A 16476-nucleotide genomic window follows, 5' to 3' on the forward strand; every position below is an offset into this window, starting at 1 on the left:
GCAGACCCGCCCGGAGCCTATCGGCACTACCATAGTGGCTCCCAAAGCTTCCTCGCCTTGCCCAAGGTGAACGTCAAGCCTCGCCATGACTGCACCCGAATCCACGCTCCCGACGTTAATCAGCCCGCGCAACCGGGCCTTGCCGCTGCTCACGCTAACCGACCTGCGAATCCTCGAGACCCAGGCAGCGGCAACACTGCCTCAGCACACGCTGATGTCCCGCGCCGGCAAAGCCGCCGCCAGCTACCTGCAAGAACAGATCGCCCGCGACACATCGACCGAAAAAGCGAAGCACAAGGTATGGGTCGTGGCGGGCCCCGGCAACAACGGCGGCGACGCATTGATCATGGCCGCGGAGCTGCATCGGTCCGGCATCGCCGTAGAGCTGTGCATGCCGCTTGAAGTCAAGCCGGACGACGCCCGCTGGGCGCTCGACACAGCCCGCGCGGCGGGCGTAGCCATCACCACCGCACCGCCGGCCTCGCTGGACAGCTACACGTGGCTGGTGGACGGCATGTTCGGCATCGGCCTGACCCGCCCGCTGGAAGGCATCTTTGCCACCATCGCCCGGCAACTCTCGCAGCGCACGAAAGCAAAGCCCGGAAGAGGCGGCGTTCTGGCACTCGACACGCCAAGCGGTCTCGACGGCGACACCGGCACGGTAGTCGGCGAAGGGTTGGATCAAGGCAAAGGACGAAGCGAAAATCAGAGCCATGGCCTCGCGGTCCACGCCACCCACACGATTACCTTCATCGGCGCGAAACCCGGCCTCTTCACCGCACAGGGCCGCGATCTCGCCGGCAGGGTGATCGTGGCGCCGATCGGCATCGACAGCACCACCCGCGCGGCTGCCCAACTCAACGCGCCCGGACTGTTCGCCGCCTTCCTGCCGCCGCGTGACTTCGCCACCAACAAGGGCACCTTCGGCAGCCTTGCCGTGGTCGGCGGCGACACCGGCATGTGCGGCGCGCCGATCCTTGCCTCGCGCGCGGCGCTCTACACCGGTGCGGGTAAAGTGCACGTCGCCTTGCTCGGCGACGGCGCCCCACCCTACGATCCGCCGCACCCCGAACTGATGCTGCATGCCATTGACGATCTGCCGCTCGACAAGATGGACGCACTCGCCATCGGTTGCGGCATGGGTCTGCGCGATCGTGCCACGCGTGTCATGCACGACGTGTTGCCGCTCGACATGCCCAAACTGTTCGACGCCGACGCGCTCAATCTGATTTCGACAGACCCGTCGCTCGCGGCCGAAGTCACCGCGCGCGGCGTGCAAGGCGACCCGTGCGTGCTGACGCCGCACCCGCTCGAAGCCGCGCGCCTGCTCGGCACCGACGCGCCGGGCGTGCAACGCGACCGCCTCGCCGCCGCGCGCGCACTGGCTGCGCGCTTTGCCGCCGTGGTCGTGCTGAAAGGCACGGGCACCGTCATCGCCGCGCCGGACGGCCGCGTCGCGATCAATCCGACCGGCAATGCCGCACTCGCGACGGGCGGCACAGGCGATGTGCTCGGCGGCATCATCGGTGCATTGCTCGCCCAGCATGTGCCGCGTTACGAAGCCGCGCTAGCAGGCGTCTACCTGCACGGCCTCGCCGCCGACACGCTGAGCGCGCAAGGCCACGGCCCGGCAGGTTTGACGGCGGGCGAACTCGCCCCGATGGTGCGGACTTTGCTAAACCGCATGTTCTATCCCGCAGCGGCTGAATGAACCCACCCATCCCACAGTGTGACCGGGACGTCCAAACCGCTGCCACCTGTCATGCAACGCCGCTATACTGATCGACTGCGCCGCGCGCCGGGTCGTCGCGGGTTGCAGCGAACCTTCAGCGAGCCGGTTCGACCTCCAGGCAGGCTTGCGAAGGCTCGCGGCAACCCACCGCGAACCCGGCCGCGCGGCATCGCTCTAACAGCATCGTTGCATCATCCCCGGCAGCGCTTCACGCGTGCGCCATTCTTCGTGCCCCTTCGTTAGACGGACGCTATGACCCAGAACTCGCTCCCCTCCTGGTCCTCGCTGCAAACGCATTACGAGAAGATTCGCGATGCGCACATGCGCGACTGGTTCGCCCCCGAGAACGATCCCGCCCCTACCCGTGCTGAGCGCTTGGCGTTCGCGGGCGGCGGTCTCGCGGCCGATTTCTCGAAGAACCGCATCACCGACGAAACCCTGAAACTGCTGGTGCAACTCGCGCGCGAAGCCGGCGTCGAGAAACGCCGCGACGCGATGTTCGCGGGCGCAATCGTCAACCCGACCGAAGGCCGCGCCGCCTTGCACACCGCGCTGCGCGCCACCGATCCGAAGGCGCCGTTCCATGCACAAATCCAGGCCGAACGCGCCAGGATGGCCGCGTTCGCCGACAAGGTCCGCAGCGGCGAGTGGACCGGCTATACGGGCAAGCGGATTCGCTACGTCGTGAACATCGGCATCGGCGGCTCGGATCTCGGGCCGAAGATGGTCGTGCATGCGCTGCATCATCTGGCCGCGCCCGAGATCACCACGCATTTCGTGTCGAATGTGGACGGCGCGGATCTGTACAACGTGATGCAGATGATCGATCCCGAAGAGACACTCGCGATCATCGTCTCCAAGACCTTCACCACGCTCGAAACGATGACCAACGCGCGCTCGCTGCGTGACTGGTTCATCGAGAAAGGCTGCCCGGAAAGCGCACTGGCGAAGCACTTCGTCGGCGTGTCGGCGAACCCGGCTGAGGTAGTCAAGTTCGGCATCGCGAAAGAGAACGTGTTCGAGATGTGGGACTGGGTCGGCGGGCGGTATTCGCTGTGGTCGGCGGTGGGTCTATCGATCATGATCGCGATCGGCCCGCAACAGTTCGGCGAACTGCTGGCCGGCGCCAACGAGATGGATCAGCATTTCCGCGACGCCCCGCTCGACAAGAATTTGCCGGTGCTGCTCGGCATGATCGGCATCTGGTATCGCAACTTCTTCGGCTCGCAAAGCTATCTGGTCGCGCCGTATTCGGAAGCGCTGCATTTCCTGCCGTCGTATCTGCAACAACTCGAAATGGAGAGCAACGGCAAGTCGGCGCGCCTGGATGGCGTGATGGTCGACTATCCGACCTCTGCGGTGACGTGGGGTGAACCGGGTACGAACGGACAGCATGCGTTCTTCCAGATGCTGCACCAGGGTCCGACCATCGTGCCGATCGACTTCATCGCAGTGTTGACGCCGGAGCATCCGCTTGTCAGTCATCATCCGAAGCTGCTGGCGAACTGCTTCGCGCAAAGCGAAGCGCTGATGCTGGGACGCACGCTCGAAGAAGCGAAGAAGGTTGCCGGTGCGGACAAGCCTGAACTGGCGCCGCACCTGGTGTTTCCGGGCAACCGTCCGACCTCGACGCTGCTGGTCGATGCCCTCACGGCGCGTTCGCTTGGCGCATTGATCGCGTTGTACGAGCACAAGGTGCTGGTGCAGGCATCGGTATGGGACATCAATCCGTTCGATCAATGGGGCGTCGAGTTGGGCAAGATCCTCGGCAAGGTGGTCGAGGCGGATCTGACGTCGGCCAGCGTCGATGAAAAGAAGCACGACTCCTCGACGTCGGCGTTGATCGCGCGGGCGCGTGCTGCATTGAAGCGCTGAGCGTGAGCGACGCGCTTGTTCGTGCCGCATGCGCTGATTGTTCACGCGCGCCTGGTTAGCGGCTTTGTGTTATCGAGTTGCATCAGATGGAAAGCAAAGCGGGCTCTTGTGGTCCGCTTTGCTTTGTACGAACGAGCGATGTGTTGCTCGCACGCTCAGGCCAGACGCCCCGCTTCGATGGTCACCGTCGTATCGCAGCGGCGCGCCAGCTCGACGTCGTGCGTGACGAGGATCAGCGTGGCGCCGTTCGCACGGTTCATCTCGAACATCAGATCGATCACTGCGTGACCAGTGGCTGCATCAAGACTGCCGGTCGGCTCGTCGGCGAACAGGATCGCCGGATGCGTAACAAACGCGCGCGCAAGCGCAACCCGCTGCTGTTCGCCGCCCGACAGCAGCTTCGGATAGTGCCCCGTGCGCTGAGCGAGTCCTACCTGCTCCAGCAAGCCGCGCGCACGCGCCGCAGCCTCACGCGTCCCGATGCCGCCTTGCAGTTCGAGCGGCAAGGTGACGTTTTCAAGCGCCGTCAAATGCGGCATCAATTGAAACGACTGGAACACGAAACCGACCGAGCCGCTGCGCAACGCGGCGCGCTCGTCTTCGTTCAGTTCGGTGAGTTCGCGACCGAGCAGCCGAACCGAGCCGGAGCTCGCGCTGTCCAATCCTGCGAGCAAGCCGAGCAGCGTAGACTTGCCCGACCCGGATGCACCGACGATCGCCACACTGCTGCCGGCATCGATAGCAAGATCGATGTCTTCGAGAATCGTCAGTTCACCCGTTGCATCCTTAACCTTCTTGCACAAACCCCGCACTGCAATGACTGGATCAGTTTTGTTTAGCATGGTGAAGCGTAGGTTGAAAGTGCGCGCCGTAGCGCCTCGCGCGCTGGCGCTGACTACGGCATTCGGCTCGGCCGTGCTGGCCGCCACCCTGTTTTCGCTGGCCTTCCCAGCCCGTGCGGCCAACGCACCCGAACAGGCCAAGCCGGTGATCGTCGTACTCGGCGACAGCATCTCCGCCGAATACGGCTTGCCCCGCGACACTGGCTGGGTTGCCTTGATGCGCCAGCGCCTCACCGATGAGCGAATCGATTATAGCGTCGCCAATGCGAGCATCAGCGGCGACACTACGAGCGGTGGCCGGGCCCGCTTGCCGGCGCTCCTGCAGCGGCTCAAGCCGAGCATCGTGATCGTCGAGCTCGGTGCCAACGATGCGTTGCGCGGCGTGCCGCTCGCAACGACCGAAGACAACCTGCGTACGATCATCGAGCAGGCTCAACAGAGTCACGCGAAGGTCGTGCTGATTGGCATGTATGTGCCACCCAATTACGGCCCCGACTACACGCAAAAGTTCCACGGCCTGTACGGCGAACTCTCGAAGCAATTGCGCGTGCCGCTGGTGCCCTTCCTGCTGGCCGGTATCGCCGACAAACCGGACATGTTTCAGGCGGACCAGATCCATCCCACGCAGCAGGCACAGCCAGTGCTACTCAATAACGTGTGGCCAGCTGTCAAGCCACTCCTTCGCACAAGTTCGCCGCACTGAAAAGCTCGCTAGCAACTTGTTTCCGGTAATTGGGGAACGCGGATCGGTAAGCGGATCGATGAAGTCGATCCGGCACTTTCGTAATCCCGTGTAACCCGGCTCGATTCTGAGCGACTTTTGAGGAGATAACGTGAAATATTTACCGTTAATCGCTTTGACCGTGGCAATTTCTGCAGGCGCCGCTCAACCGCCTACCGGCGTCCAATCCGTGGGCCAAAGCCAGCAGCCGCCGAAGGTCGTCGCGACGTGCATTGCGCACAAGTGGGCCGATAGTTCGCAACAGCAAGTCGTGTCGCAAGACATCCTGGCTAACGATCAGGCAATGGATGTCTATGTGCCGGGTCAGCAGCCGCCTGACGGCGCCGCCGCCGTCGTACGGCCCTCCTATACCGGCCCGGGTTCATGGGTCGGGTTCCGCGCCAATGGCGCTGCGGGGAGCGATGCCACCAGCTCGATCAGCGCTTGCCTGTAAGCGGCTGACGGCATAATAAGCCGCGCACTCAGGCAAACCAATTGACGCGCTTTGCGCGCGTCAATTGAAAAAGCCCCGCAAAATTTGCGGGGCTTTTTTGCATCTGCGCGCTTTACTTGCTTGCGTGCAGGAGTTGAAGCTGGATCTTATTCGCCGCTCGCCTGAGCATTGCTGCTGTCGAGCGAGCCATAGAACTTCACCTTCGAACGCGCGCGCAGCGCCTCGACGTACGCCTCTGCTTCGGACTGAGCGTCGACTTGCGCAATCTGCTGCTGCGCGGCAGCCAAACGCTTCGGATCGATCGAGGCACCGGCAACAACTGCGTTCACGCGATAGATCGCATAGCCGTCGTCACCCAGATCCACACCGACGTAGGCGGGTAACTTTTGTGCGTCCGCTTTGTAGATTGCACTCAATGCAGCCGGTGGCACGCCTTGCGCGTCGTTGCGCGAAACTTTCAGTGGCGACGAGAAGCCTGTCGTGGCCTTCGACTTGTCGAACTCAGCCAGCTTCGCGATGCCGTCCTTGTGAGCTGCATCGTTCGACTGAGCCGCAATCACTTTCTGACGCACTGCGTCCTTGACGGCGTCGAGCGCCGGCACGGCTGCAGCCTTGTAATCGGTCACGCGTGCCGCGATCAGCGTGTTACTGCCGACGTCGATCGCTTGCGTGTTGTTGCGTGCAGTGACCGCATCGTTTGCGAAGACCGCAGCCAGTAACTTCGCATTGTTCAGCGGGCTGTCAGGCGGCAGCTTCGGATCCGGCTGCGGCGTCACGGTGGCCGTTTGCAGTTGCAGCTTGTACTTGTCGGCGGCAGGCTGCAGGCTCTTCGCCTTCTCGTAGACGACCGACGTGAAGCCTTCCGAGTCGTCGCTGAATGCCTTGCTTGCCAGCTGTGTCTTCAGGTCTTTTGCGATCTGATCTTTCACTTCGTCGAACGGTTTTGTGACGGCCGGCTTCACGTCCGTGACCTTGACGATGTGATAGCCGAAGTCGGTTTGCACGATGCCGCTGACTTCGTCTTTCTTGAGGCCGAACACGGCGTCGTCGAACACCTGGCCGCCTGCGATCATGCCGCGGCCGAAGTAGCCCAGGTCGCCGCCCTTCGACGCCGAACCCGGATCCTGCGAGTTCTGCTGCGCGATTTGCGCGAACTGGTCCGGATGCGCCTTGATCTGCGCGAGCAACTCTTCGGCCTTCTGCTTCGCCTTGGCCTTGTCAGCCGCGCTGGCATCTTTCGGCGCGGCAATCAGGATGTGGCTCGCGCGCACCTGGCCGTCCGTGCGGTAATGCGCGATGTTGTCGTCGTAGTACTTCTTCAGGTCGGCGTCGCTCGGCTGCACGGCTGCAGACAAGGTTGCCGGCGACATCACCAGATACTGGATCGTCGCCGTGGCCGGCGTGGCGAAGTCGTTGCGATGCGCGTCGTAGTACGCCTGCAGTTGCGCATCCGTCGGCTGCACCTTGGCTGCATAGTCACGCGGATGGAACGCGATGCCCTGCACTTCGCGCTGCTGTTCGGCGAGCTCGGTCAAATGCTGTGCGAGGGTCTTCGACGTGAAGGCGCTGCCTTGAATGCTCGCAGGCAACTGCTGCGTGGCGAGGCTGTAGCGCACACGTTCGTCGTATTGATCGGGCGTCATGCCCTGCATCGCGAGCAACTGCTTGTAGCGGTCGACGTCGATCGAGCCGTCAGGATTCTTCAGCGACGAGATCACCGGATCGTTCAGCAGCACGCGGCGCACGGCGTCGTCAGATGCGGTCAGATGCAGGCGCTGTGTTTCGTCGGCCAGCACACGCTGCTCGATCAGACCGTCGAGCATTTCGCGACGGCGCTCAGGCGTGTCGAACGACTTCATGTCGAACTGCGCGCCGAGCATCTGACGGGCGCGGTCGAGTTGCTGACGCGTCGCGTCGTCATACTCTGCGCGCGTGATCTTGTGACCGTTGACGCTGGCGACGTTTGCACTTTCGTCAAAGAAGCCGCGGAAGCCTTGAATACCTACAAAACCCAACCCCGGCACAATGACGAGGATGAGCATGAACATCATCAGGCGTTTGTGATTGCGGAAAAAATCGAGCATGCGTAAGGAGTGCCCAAAACAGAACGCCCGATCTTACAACAGCGGGCAATAAAAAAGGCGAACCGGAGTTCGCCTTTCGTGGATGCTGGCGGAGTGGACGGGACTCGAACCCGCGACCCCCGGCGTGACAGGCCGGTATTCTAACCGACTGAACTACCACTCCTTATACTGCAACTGAGCTGAAACACTTAGCCGAATCTGAAATGCCGATGGGCTCGAAAACACCCAGCAAAGCCTTATGGGGTAAAACGCCCACGCAATTCGATCCAGCGGATACAACGAAAAATACAACGATCCGGGATTCTGCCGCAAATGTAGCTACTTGGCAACGGAAATCTGGCCGTGCAGCTAACCTGAAGGCATCGCGCCTCTTATGCTACTCGCAACCTGGCAAAGTGACCTTGCCCCTGTTCCGCGACTCCCGTAACTGCGGGAATTATGCGGCTCGTCCCTGCTGAGCGCGCCAGCCACAGATGGTTCGGCGTCGTGACACGCTGTCGCGACATCTGTCGGGTCTGCGCCTGCGGCCATGTTACGGATGCTCGGGAACGCCGCGTCATTTGTTACGTAATGCCAGAGCCCGCGCTTGAACGTAGCCAATGCGCGAACGCACCCCCTCGGATCTGCCAGGTCCCGCACGGAAGGGCCAAACGGCACGCCGCACATAGTCGCGCAGTTTTCACGCGTCGCGAACGCGCGGTTCGAACTCGCGCCCGGTCTCACGTCGCCTGCATTGGCACACGATTTGCTCGAACTTTGGCCAGCCTTTTGTTACTGCATGAGGGACACCCAATGCCAGCACGCGCCGAGGCCGCATCAGCCCCTGACCGCACCTATCTCGCCCGACAGCCGCTGCTCGATCGGGAGGGCAATCTTTGCGGATACGAATTGCTCGTGCGCGAAGACGCCTCCAACTACGCGGCCATCGACGACTTGCGAGCCGCCACGGCGAGAGTCATCAAACGCGTTATCGGCGAAATCGGGATAGAAAGCGTGCTGGGCAAGCACGTCGGATACTTGAACGTGAGTCGCGAGATATTGTTGAGCGATTCGTTCGACGTTGTTGCGCCCGACCGTTTCATGCTGGAGCTGCCGCCGGATCTGCACGTCGACGAAACGTTGCTGCAGCGGCTCGCCGAGTTGCGCGCCAAGCGTTATCGGTTCGTGCTGGACGCAATCACGCGGCCGGATGAGACCTTCGCGCTGCTTCTGCCTTTCGCGGAGGCGATCAAGATTGATGTCAGCCGTTGCCACCCGGAAACGCAAACGGTCCTCGTGCGTGCATTGAAGGCAAGAGGAAAGACACTGATTGCCCTGAAAGTGGAAACGATGGCCGCATTTGAAGCAACGCGCAAGTGCGGATTCGACCTGTTTCAGGGGTACTTCTTTGCCCACCCCGAGATCCTGACGACGCGCCGCGTCCATACACCGCGTCATTCATTGCTTCGGCTGTTGCGGTTGATCGAACTGGACCCATCCCTGACCGAGATTGAAGCGGAATTGAAGCGGGTCCCGGCGCTCACCACGCACGTGATGCGCATGGCCAACCTGCAGGCGTGCCGGCACGGTCCCACATCATCGACAACGCTGCGCGACGCCATCAGTGCGATTGGCACGAGCCGTCTGGGACGCTGGGCTCAATTACTACTCTACGCGGACGACAGCATCGCCTCGCTCGAGCACAATCCGCTCGCTCAGCTCGCCTTGACGCGGGCCCGTTTCATGGAACTGGCCGTTGACCGAATGCCAGATGTCGACGCTGACGACGCCGAATGCGCATTTCTCACCGGCGTGCTTTCCCTGGTGGAGGCGGCCTCGGGAGACTCCCTCGATCACACGATCCGGGACTTTCCCGTGTCGGACACGGTTCGCGCGGCCCTATTGCGTCGCGAGGGCGTGCTCGGAACGCTCTTGAGTGCCATCGAAGCGCTGGAGCTCGGCAATTGGGACCGGTTCGATTGCATCGCCGAGCAGATCGCGTCCCCGACCACCCCTAACCTGGCTGAGCTAGCCGCGCAGGCGGCGGTGTGGGCCGGGTCGGCGGACCAAAGCCTTTCCGAGCTCGAGCGGCCGCATCACGGCATGCCGCGCTCGACAGCGGCATCGGCAGGCGTCAGTGGACGGTTGTAGCCAAGCCCGAGCAATGGGCGATCACGGCACTTCGCCACGCAAGGGCGTTAGGGGGTATCGATGTCATGCAGCCGTCGTGCTGCACCAAGGGCCGCAAGGCGTGAGGATTCGGGAGAAGCCATGGCGACAAGCACGTGCAACCAGCACGAACAGTTCGCGTTAGCGCAGAAAGCGTTCAGCGAGTATTTCGCAACCATCGTCAAACCGCGGCTCGGCAGGTTGGATGCCGAACTGAACTGGATGGACTTTTCCCAGACGGCGAAGCTGATTCGGGACACCGGCATCCGCAGCCAGTACCGAGCGAGAGCAATACGGTTGTTAGAAGCAAGCATCTCCTGCAGCGCGCCGAACGCGCAACCGATGGCGAGGTCCACATACAATACGGCCTTCCGGGCGGCCACGACGTTTTTGGTGTTCGTGCTTGCGTACCGGCTCGGGCCCGGGGTCCTTCCGGCGCTGCTTGCTGCCGCCATTTGGTATGGGTACGTCGCGGGAGAATATAGGGATGGTCAGGAAGCCGCCGACAAGCATGACAAACAGGCGCGGGAATGGGCAGAGAAAATCGCCGCGTGGGAGGCGGACTTGTTAACGCTCAAGGCCCTCGAGTGACACTTGAATCGTTCCTGTAATCGCCGCAGGGAGCGGCCCCTGCACCCTCAAGGCGTTTCGACCGCGCATCAATCTGTCGCATATCCGTTAAGGCGGTCGTTAAGAATGGATAGGCCCTACGCTTGCGGATCATCGGGCGCCGGATGAACCCGATTCCGGCCCTGCGCCTTTGCCAGGTACAGCGCTTCATCCGCCCGCTTCAGCCACGCGTTCACCATCATGCCGTCGCGCGGCCACTCGGCCACGCCCGCAGAAACAGTAAGCACTCCGCTGGGACTTCCCATGTGCGGCAGCGCCATTGCCGCGACCGTCTCGCGAAAATTCTCCGCCGCCTGACAGCCATCGCGCAACGATTGCGCCGGCAGGATAACGAGAAATTCCTCGCCGCCGAAACGGTAGCCGCGCCCGCCCGGGCGCATGTTCTGGTGCAACACACCGGCCACAGCTTTGAGCACCGCGTCACCGGCGAAATGCCCGCAATGGTCGTTGTACGCTTTGAAATAATCGACGTCGAGCATGATGGCGCAGAACCCGTGCGGCCCGCTGGGAGCCCATGCCGGAAACAGGCTGAGATCCTCGCGGAGCCTGAGGCGGTTATACAGTTCCGTCAGCGGGTCGGTGCGCGCCAGCTCGAACAGCCGCGCATTGAAATGCTCCAGCTCCCTCTGCTGGGTGGCGAGTTGCCTGTGCAGCGCGGTAATCCTGTGCGCCACCAGAAGACGTATGGCCAACTGGTCGGGGTCGAGTGGTTTGGCGAGATAATCGTCCGCGCCGGCCTGCATTCCGTCGAGGATATTGACTTTGCTGCCCGACGACGTAATGAAGATGAAGTAAACATATTTTTCCAGCCGGGTGGAGGCGCGGATCCGCCGGCAAAGTTCCAGCCCATCCATGCCGGGCATTTCCCGGTCGCTGATGACGACATCGACATCGTTGTCCTGGAATAGTCGCCACGCCTCCTCACCGGCGCTGGCGGACACGAGCTCATGCTTCAGCCGCCGCATCTGGATTTCCAGGATCAAGCGCGAGGAAGCGTCGTCTTCGGCAATCAGGACGCGCATGGCGGGAGCGGTTCAGTGTTGAGTTGCGCGAGAGCCTCGCAAATTCCGGCGAATTCGGCTTCGGCATCATCCAGGCGTACGGGCACGGCCTCAAGCTCGGCGGTGCGAGCCGCGGTCTCGATCTCGTCGCACAGGCTCGCCAGACGCCGCAGGCCGAGATTCCCCGCGCTGCCCTTGATCGCATGCGCCAACCTGGCGACCCCGTCGGCGTCGGCCGCTTCCAGCGTCGGGCCAAGCTCCGAGAGGCGCCGCTGCGTGTCTTGAATGAACAGGCGGGCAATGTCCCTCATGCCCGCGCCCGTACCGTCGTCAAGCCGGTGCAGCTGCTCGCGCAGTTCCTGTCCGACGGCGGACAGGCCAGTGTGCGGCGCGTCCGCCCCCCGGCCGTTCTGGCCATAGCGGGCCATGGCGTCGAACAGCCGCTGCCAGTCGATCGGTTTCGTGATCGTCGTGGTCATGCCGGCGGCCTGGTAGCGCAGCAGGTCTTCCGGCAAAACGTTGGCCGTCAGTGCCAGAATGGGCACCCTGCCGCGCGGCGCCGGCAGGGTGCGAATGCGCCGCGTCGCCTCCATCCCGTCCATGACCGGCATGTTCACATCCATCAGGATCAGGTCGAAATCCTCGTCCGTGGCCGCCGCCAGCGCCTGCTCGCCCGTTTCCACCGCCACCAGCTGATAGCCCTGCGTGCGCAGCATTCTTGTGACCAGCATCCTGTTGGTCTCCACATCCTCTGCCAGGAGCACGCGTTGCGGGCTGCGTGTCATCATGCCCAATTTTTCCGACTCCTCCAACCCGGTGGGTTTGCCCAGTGTCATTGGCACCTCGAACCAGAACCGGCTGCCCACACCCGAGAGACTTTCCACACCTATCGTTCCGCCCAGTGCCTCAACGAGACGCTTACAGATGGCAAGGCCAAGGCCGCTGCCGCCGTAGCGGCGCGTCGTCGAGGTATCGGCCTGACTGAAGGCGTCGAACAGGTGAGCCTGCTTTTCCACCGGGATGCCGATTCCCGTATCGCGCACTTCGAACCGGCATATTCCACGCTCTGCGCCTGTGGGCTGCCAAACGCCGGTAACGGTCACGACCCCTTGCGAGGTAAACTTGATCGCGTTGGCGATGAGATTGGTGAGAATCTGACGCAGCTTGGTCGGATCCCCCTTCAGCGGCGGCACGTTGTCCAGCTCGAAGTGCAGCGCCAGATGCCGCTCCGTGGCCAGGGGCGCCATCTGCGAGCGCACAGGCTCGATCATCCGCGGTAGCTCGAAGTCGATCGTCTCGACCTCCATCTTGCCGGCGTCAAGACGGGAGAAGTCGAGGATGTCGTTGATAACGGAGAGGAGATAGCGGCCGGAGGATTGGATCTGTTTCACATAGGTCCGGTGCTGCGGGGACAGGTCGTCCTGGTACAAGAGATCCGCGACCCCCAGCACGCTGGTCAGCGGCGTGCGGATCTCATGGCTCATGACAGCCAGGAAATCGGACTTGGCCTGCGCGGCTCTTTGCACATCGCGCTGCCGCTCCCGCAGCTGCACGTTCATGCGCTGGCGCTGCTCCAGAATCGCGCCCACGGGCAGCGCGATTAGCAGAATGTAGGCGATGAAAATCTGGATACCCTGAATTTCCTTGATGGTGTCGGTCCCCGCGGAGACCGCTATGGGCCCGTGGCCCGCCATCGTAACCAGGATCGTCGCAATGGCCAGCGCCGCGGATGCGGTGGTGGCGCCGAGCAGCCCGCCACCAAATGTTGCCAGAAGGAGAAACGGCACGGACAGGTCCATCCCGGTGACGTGGTAGCGGAAATCGAGATAGCCCAGTGCGCCCACGGCCAGCGCGATGGTCAGGACCTGCAGGATGGCCTGCCACGACTTGCGCTCCTCCTGCCACAACCGTTTGTCGGTCCAGGCCAGCAGCAGCGGAGTGACCGTGATCAGCCCGCAGGTGACGGATAGATACCAGGTGAGCCAGGTGGCGACGAATGGCGCGCCGAAGCTCAGGGCCACCAGCAGCGCGCCGCCCGTCGAACTGATGAGCGGCACCAGCGTGCAGATCGCCGCGAGTTTTGCCATGGCCCACATGCTTTCGCTCAACGCTGACGCGCCGGTGAGTTGCACCAGGAAGGCGACCGATGATATTTCGAAGGCATCACACAGAATGATCCCGAAGGCGATGACCGGCGTACCGGTAATGGCGAGGGCGAGATAGTCAGCGCAGGCCGCCAGCGCCAACAGAACCGGCCAGGTTCGGCGTGGGTTGCGCAGCAGGGCCGCTACCGCGAAGGCGTTGGACGCCCAGATCGGCGTATCGGTGCCAAAAAAGGAAATGGAAATGAACGCGGCCAGGAAATAGGCCGTAGGCAACACGAATATCAGCCAGACCGGCGGCATTGCCGCCACCGACGCCTTCGACCAGCGCGGTAAGGTTTCAGTCTTCATGTCGTATCGAGGCCCAGGCTGACCGCATCGTGTTCATACTTTATGATCAATAAATTTGAGTCAATGTCAAGGCTGGGGTGCAATACGTGTCGCCGTCGGCCGCGCGTTATGGGACATGCGGTAGACGGTGAAGCTCTTCCCTGCGTGGACACGCCTGCGGGCCGGAACAAGCGGGCCGGCCGGTACATGCAGTTCGGTACGACACTCGCCGCACCGCTTACCGGCGTTCCTTCTGCCTTACGAGTTGTTCCGCTCGCAGGGGTCTCTGATAGAGATAACCCTGACCGAGCGACACGCCTACGGCTCGCAACGCCCGATGCTGCTCCTCGGTTTCCACACCTTCGGCGATGACCTGCAAGCCGAAATGATGCGCAACGGACACGACGGCCTTGATCAGCCCGGCGCCACCTGTATCGGCCTGACTCACAAACTGACGGTCGATCTTCACGTAGTCGAAAGGAAACCGGCTGAGGAGATCAAGGTTGCTATGGTGCGTCCCGAAGTCATCGATAGCGAATCTGACACCGCCTGCCTTGAGTGCCCTGAAGGCAGCCATGGTATGGGCGCTTTCGTTCAGAAGGAACCGTTCAGTCAGCTCCAGGACCAGACTGATGCCTCCCGGCAGCGTTCTGCTCACGGCCAACACTTCCGCTGCAAAACCCTTTCTCTCCAGGTCCCCTGGTGCGATATTGACCGCTACGCGCAACGGCAGCGTTGGCGCGTGACGGCTCATCTCCGCCACTGCGGTGCGCAGCACGAATCCCGTCACCACGGCAAGAAGCGAACTGGTCTCGACCTCGGCCATGAAAAAGGACGGACCGATAGGCCCCTTCTTCGGATGATCCCAGCGTAACAGGGCCTCCACGCCGACCGTGTCCCGACTGGCGACGTCGACGATGGGTTGATAAACGACGTGAAACTCGTGTTGCCGTAACCCGCGGCGAACCGCGTTCAGGAGCAGACGGTCTGGAGCAAACGCGAGCAGATACAGGGTGATGATGAGCATGTCCAGCAGGACGCCCGCAGCGCCAGAATATAGCCGGTACTGCCAGCGCAGCTGGGAAGCGAATTCGGGCGACGAGGACAACGTGATGGAAAACGGCCACGCGCCAGAAGTTACATTTGTCGTGTAAGACGGCGCGGATTTCGCGACCGGCACGAACCCGTCGTTGTCCGTCAGAAGCCCGACGCCAGCTATCGACAGGGCGACATGCTGTGCACTGAATCTCACTCCGTGCGCGAGCGCATCCGCAATATAGGTGCCCGCGATCAGGTACAGGATGCCGGTGCCCTGGCCGGTCGCATCGAACATCGTGAGGACCGGATCGCCTGGATGGAACGGGGTCTGCGGCAGCAGGTTGATACTGGTGCCCGTCGCGGTCGACCTGACATAGACCGACAGCGGAACGTCGATCTGTCCCAGGCCGGAGGAACAATAAACCCGCCCGTCGACCACAAGATTCAGACCACGAACGTACCGCACATATGTCTGCAACTGCGCCAGGGGACGTCGGACATCGCCACACGGTCGTCCCACGAGAGCTACCAGTTCGGTCCGCCGGCGCGCCCTGACGTCGTTCAATATACGGTCGACGGACGCGACCAGATCGTTGCCGATCAGCCGCTCATGGGCCGCCAGCGCGCGAGTCGCACCGTACTCCCCGAACAGAACCGCGGCTACCAGGACAAGAGCGCTGCCGCCGGTTGCGACGAGTAGCGACAGACGCGGCCCGATCCCGCTCCATATCGGCACCGGGCCGCTGGCCCCAGCGGGCAGCGAGAGGCTGGCAGATTTCGAGATCTCTGACATGGCAACCCAAAGTGAGGGGGAACTGCCCGCATCCGGAACTGATATCGATGGTCGTCGGCGCACGATTATCGTAAGACAAATTTACCGAAACCGCGACCCTGATGAATATACGGACCCGTTACGTGGCCAATGGGATCGGCCCGCAGGGCGAAGACCGTTGGCTGCGCAACAAGCACAAGCTCAGACGACGAAGTGACGGGGGCTATCCACTCCAGCATGATTATCAGAACCGGAACGAAGTCACCCATCTCATCCAGGTCTTCCTGGACCTCGGGATCCTTGTCAACGCGGCCGCGCGTTCACCAGATTGGTGACGTTGGCCGCGCCGATACCGGTGGCAAAGTTCCAACCCGCACCGGTGCCGTAGGCCTTCGAATAGCTTGGAAATAGGGTGACTTCGAATCGTGGAGCTGGTCGATGAAGCGAACGAGTGCGGCTTCCCTCTCGGCCGGACGCTTCAGGAGGAGCTGCATGCGCTCAAGAATGAGCGTGTCTTCGACGCGTTCGCGATCACCCCCAGCGCTCACCTCGGGGCGGGTCTTGCCGGCCAGTTCGACGGTTTGGCGCTCGTCAATGACCTGGGTGACCAGTTGCCGGGCGGTTTGCGCCATTGATTCGGATGCCGTACTGCCCAAGGCGACGAGCATCAGAAGAAAGACAGGGACGCCTGATCTGAATCTCGGGAACATGTAGTTTCTCCCTACGCGTCCTCGCAGCATCGGCCAC

12 protein-coding genes and 1 tRNA gene are annotated in these 16476 nt (G+C 62.4%); 7 read left to right on the top strand and 6 right to left on the bottom strand.

The annotated features are described in order from the left end of the window. Positions 1 to 85: 85 nt before the first annotated feature. Both P3T22_RS03920 and pgi read left to right on the top strand, forming a co-directional pair. Positions 86 to 1711, top strand: coding sequence for an NAD(P)H-hydrate dehydratase (locus tag P3T22_RS03920; protein WP_429324270.1), 1626 nt, complete (start codon positions 86 to 88; stop codon positions 1709 to 1711). A 273-nt stretch (positions 1712 to 1984) separates the two neighbouring features. Beyond that, entirely contained in the window at positions 1985 to 3607 is a 1623-nt protein-coding gene (pgi, locus tag P3T22_RS03925; protein WP_429324271.1) for a glucose-6-phosphate isomerase, read from the top strand. Positions 3608 to 3762: 155 nt separating this feature from the next. Here pgi and P3T22_RS03930 read toward each other — a convergent pair whose 3' ends face one another. Further along, positions 3763 to 4449: an ABC transporter ATP-binding protein gene (locus P3T22_RS03930; protein WP_063496266.1), complete on the bottom strand. Its 687-nt coding sequence runs from the start codon at positions 4447 to 4449 to the stop codon at positions 3763 to 3765. On the opposite strand from P3T22_RS03930, the gene P3T22_RS03935 reads away from it, so the two are divergent. After that, positions 4448 to 5152 (top strand): arylesterase, encoded by a 705-nt coding sequence (locus tag P3T22_RS03935; RefSeq protein WP_063496267.1) that lies wholly within the window; start codon positions 4448 to 4450, stop codon positions 5150 to 5152. The genes P3T22_RS03930 and P3T22_RS03935 overlap by 2 nt on opposite strands. Positions 5153 to 5282: 130 nt before the next feature. Beyond that, positions 5283 to 5624, top strand: coding sequence for a hypothetical protein (locus tag P3T22_RS03940; protein ID WP_063496268.1), 342 nt, complete (start codon positions 5283 to 5285; stop codon positions 5622 to 5624). A gap of 146 nt (positions 5625 to 5770) precedes the next feature. Here the strand turns inward: P3T22_RS03940 and P3T22_RS03945 are convergent, their stop codons facing one another. After that, on the bottom strand, positions 5771 to 7708 hold the full coding sequence (locus P3T22_RS03945; protein WP_429324272.1) for a SurA N-terminal domain-containing protein: 1938 nt from the start codon (positions 7706 to 7708) through the stop codon (positions 5771 to 5773). Positions 7709 to 7794: 86 nt separating this feature from the next. Next, a tRNA-Asp gene (locus P3T22_RS03950) sits at positions 7795 to 7871 on the bottom strand. A gap of 629 nt (positions 7872 to 8500) precedes the next feature. Between P3T22_RS03950 and P3T22_RS03955 the strand changes: the two genes are divergently transcribed. Further along, positions 8501 to 9838, top strand: a complete 1338-nt coding sequence (locus tag P3T22_RS03955) for an EAL and HDOD domain-containing protein (RefSeq protein WP_063496270.1) — start codon at positions 8501 to 8503, stop codon at positions 9836 to 9838. Positions 9839 to 9958: 120 nt separating this feature from the next. Beyond that, a complete protein-coding gene (locus P3T22_RS03960; RefSeq protein WP_063496271.1) occupies positions 9959 to 10447 on the top strand; it encodes a hypothetical protein in 489 nt (162 codons plus the stop codon). A 116-nt stretch (positions 10448 to 10563) separates the two neighbouring features. Here P3T22_RS03960 and P3T22_RS03965 read toward each other — a convergent pair whose 3' ends face one another. The 3 genes from P3T22_RS03965 to P3T22_RS03975 form a co-directional block, all read right to left on the bottom strand. Further along, positions 10564 to 11508 (bottom strand): GGDEF domain-containing protein, encoded by a 945-nt coding sequence (locus P3T22_RS03965; RefSeq protein ID WP_429324273.1) that lies wholly within the window; start codon positions 11506 to 11508, stop codon positions 10564 to 10566. Next, complete coding sequence (locus tag P3T22_RS03970) at positions 11496 to 13940, bottom strand: ATP-binding protein (RefSeq protein WP_429324274.1); 2445 nt, start codon at positions 13938 to 13940, stop codon at positions 11496 to 11498. The genes P3T22_RS03965 and P3T22_RS03970 overlap by 13 nt, the downstream gene beginning before the upstream one ends. Positions 13941 to 14157: 217 nt before the next feature. Beyond that, positions 14158 to 15750 carry an EAL domain-containing protein gene (locus P3T22_RS03975; RefSeq protein ID WP_429324275.1) on the bottom strand — a complete coding sequence of 531 codons (1593 nt, stop codon included), beginning with the start codon at positions 15748 to 15750 and terminating at the stop codon, positions 14158 to 14160. Positions 15751 to 16154: 404 nt separating this feature from the next. Here P3T22_RS03975 and P3T22_RS03980 point away from each other — a divergent pair, with 404 nt between their 5' ends. Then, positions 16155 to 16364: a hypothetical protein gene (locus tag P3T22_RS03980; protein ID WP_063496275.1), complete on the top strand. Its 210-nt coding sequence runs from the start codon at positions 16155 to 16157 to the stop codon at positions 16362 to 16364. Positions 16365 to 16476 lie beyond the last annotated feature (112 nt).

It is taken from the genome of Paraburkholderia sp. GAS348 (assembly GCF_050434205.1).
In the GTDB taxonomy this organism is placed as follows: Bacteria; Pseudomonadota; Gammaproteobacteria; order Burkholderiales; family Burkholderiaceae; genus Paraburkholderia.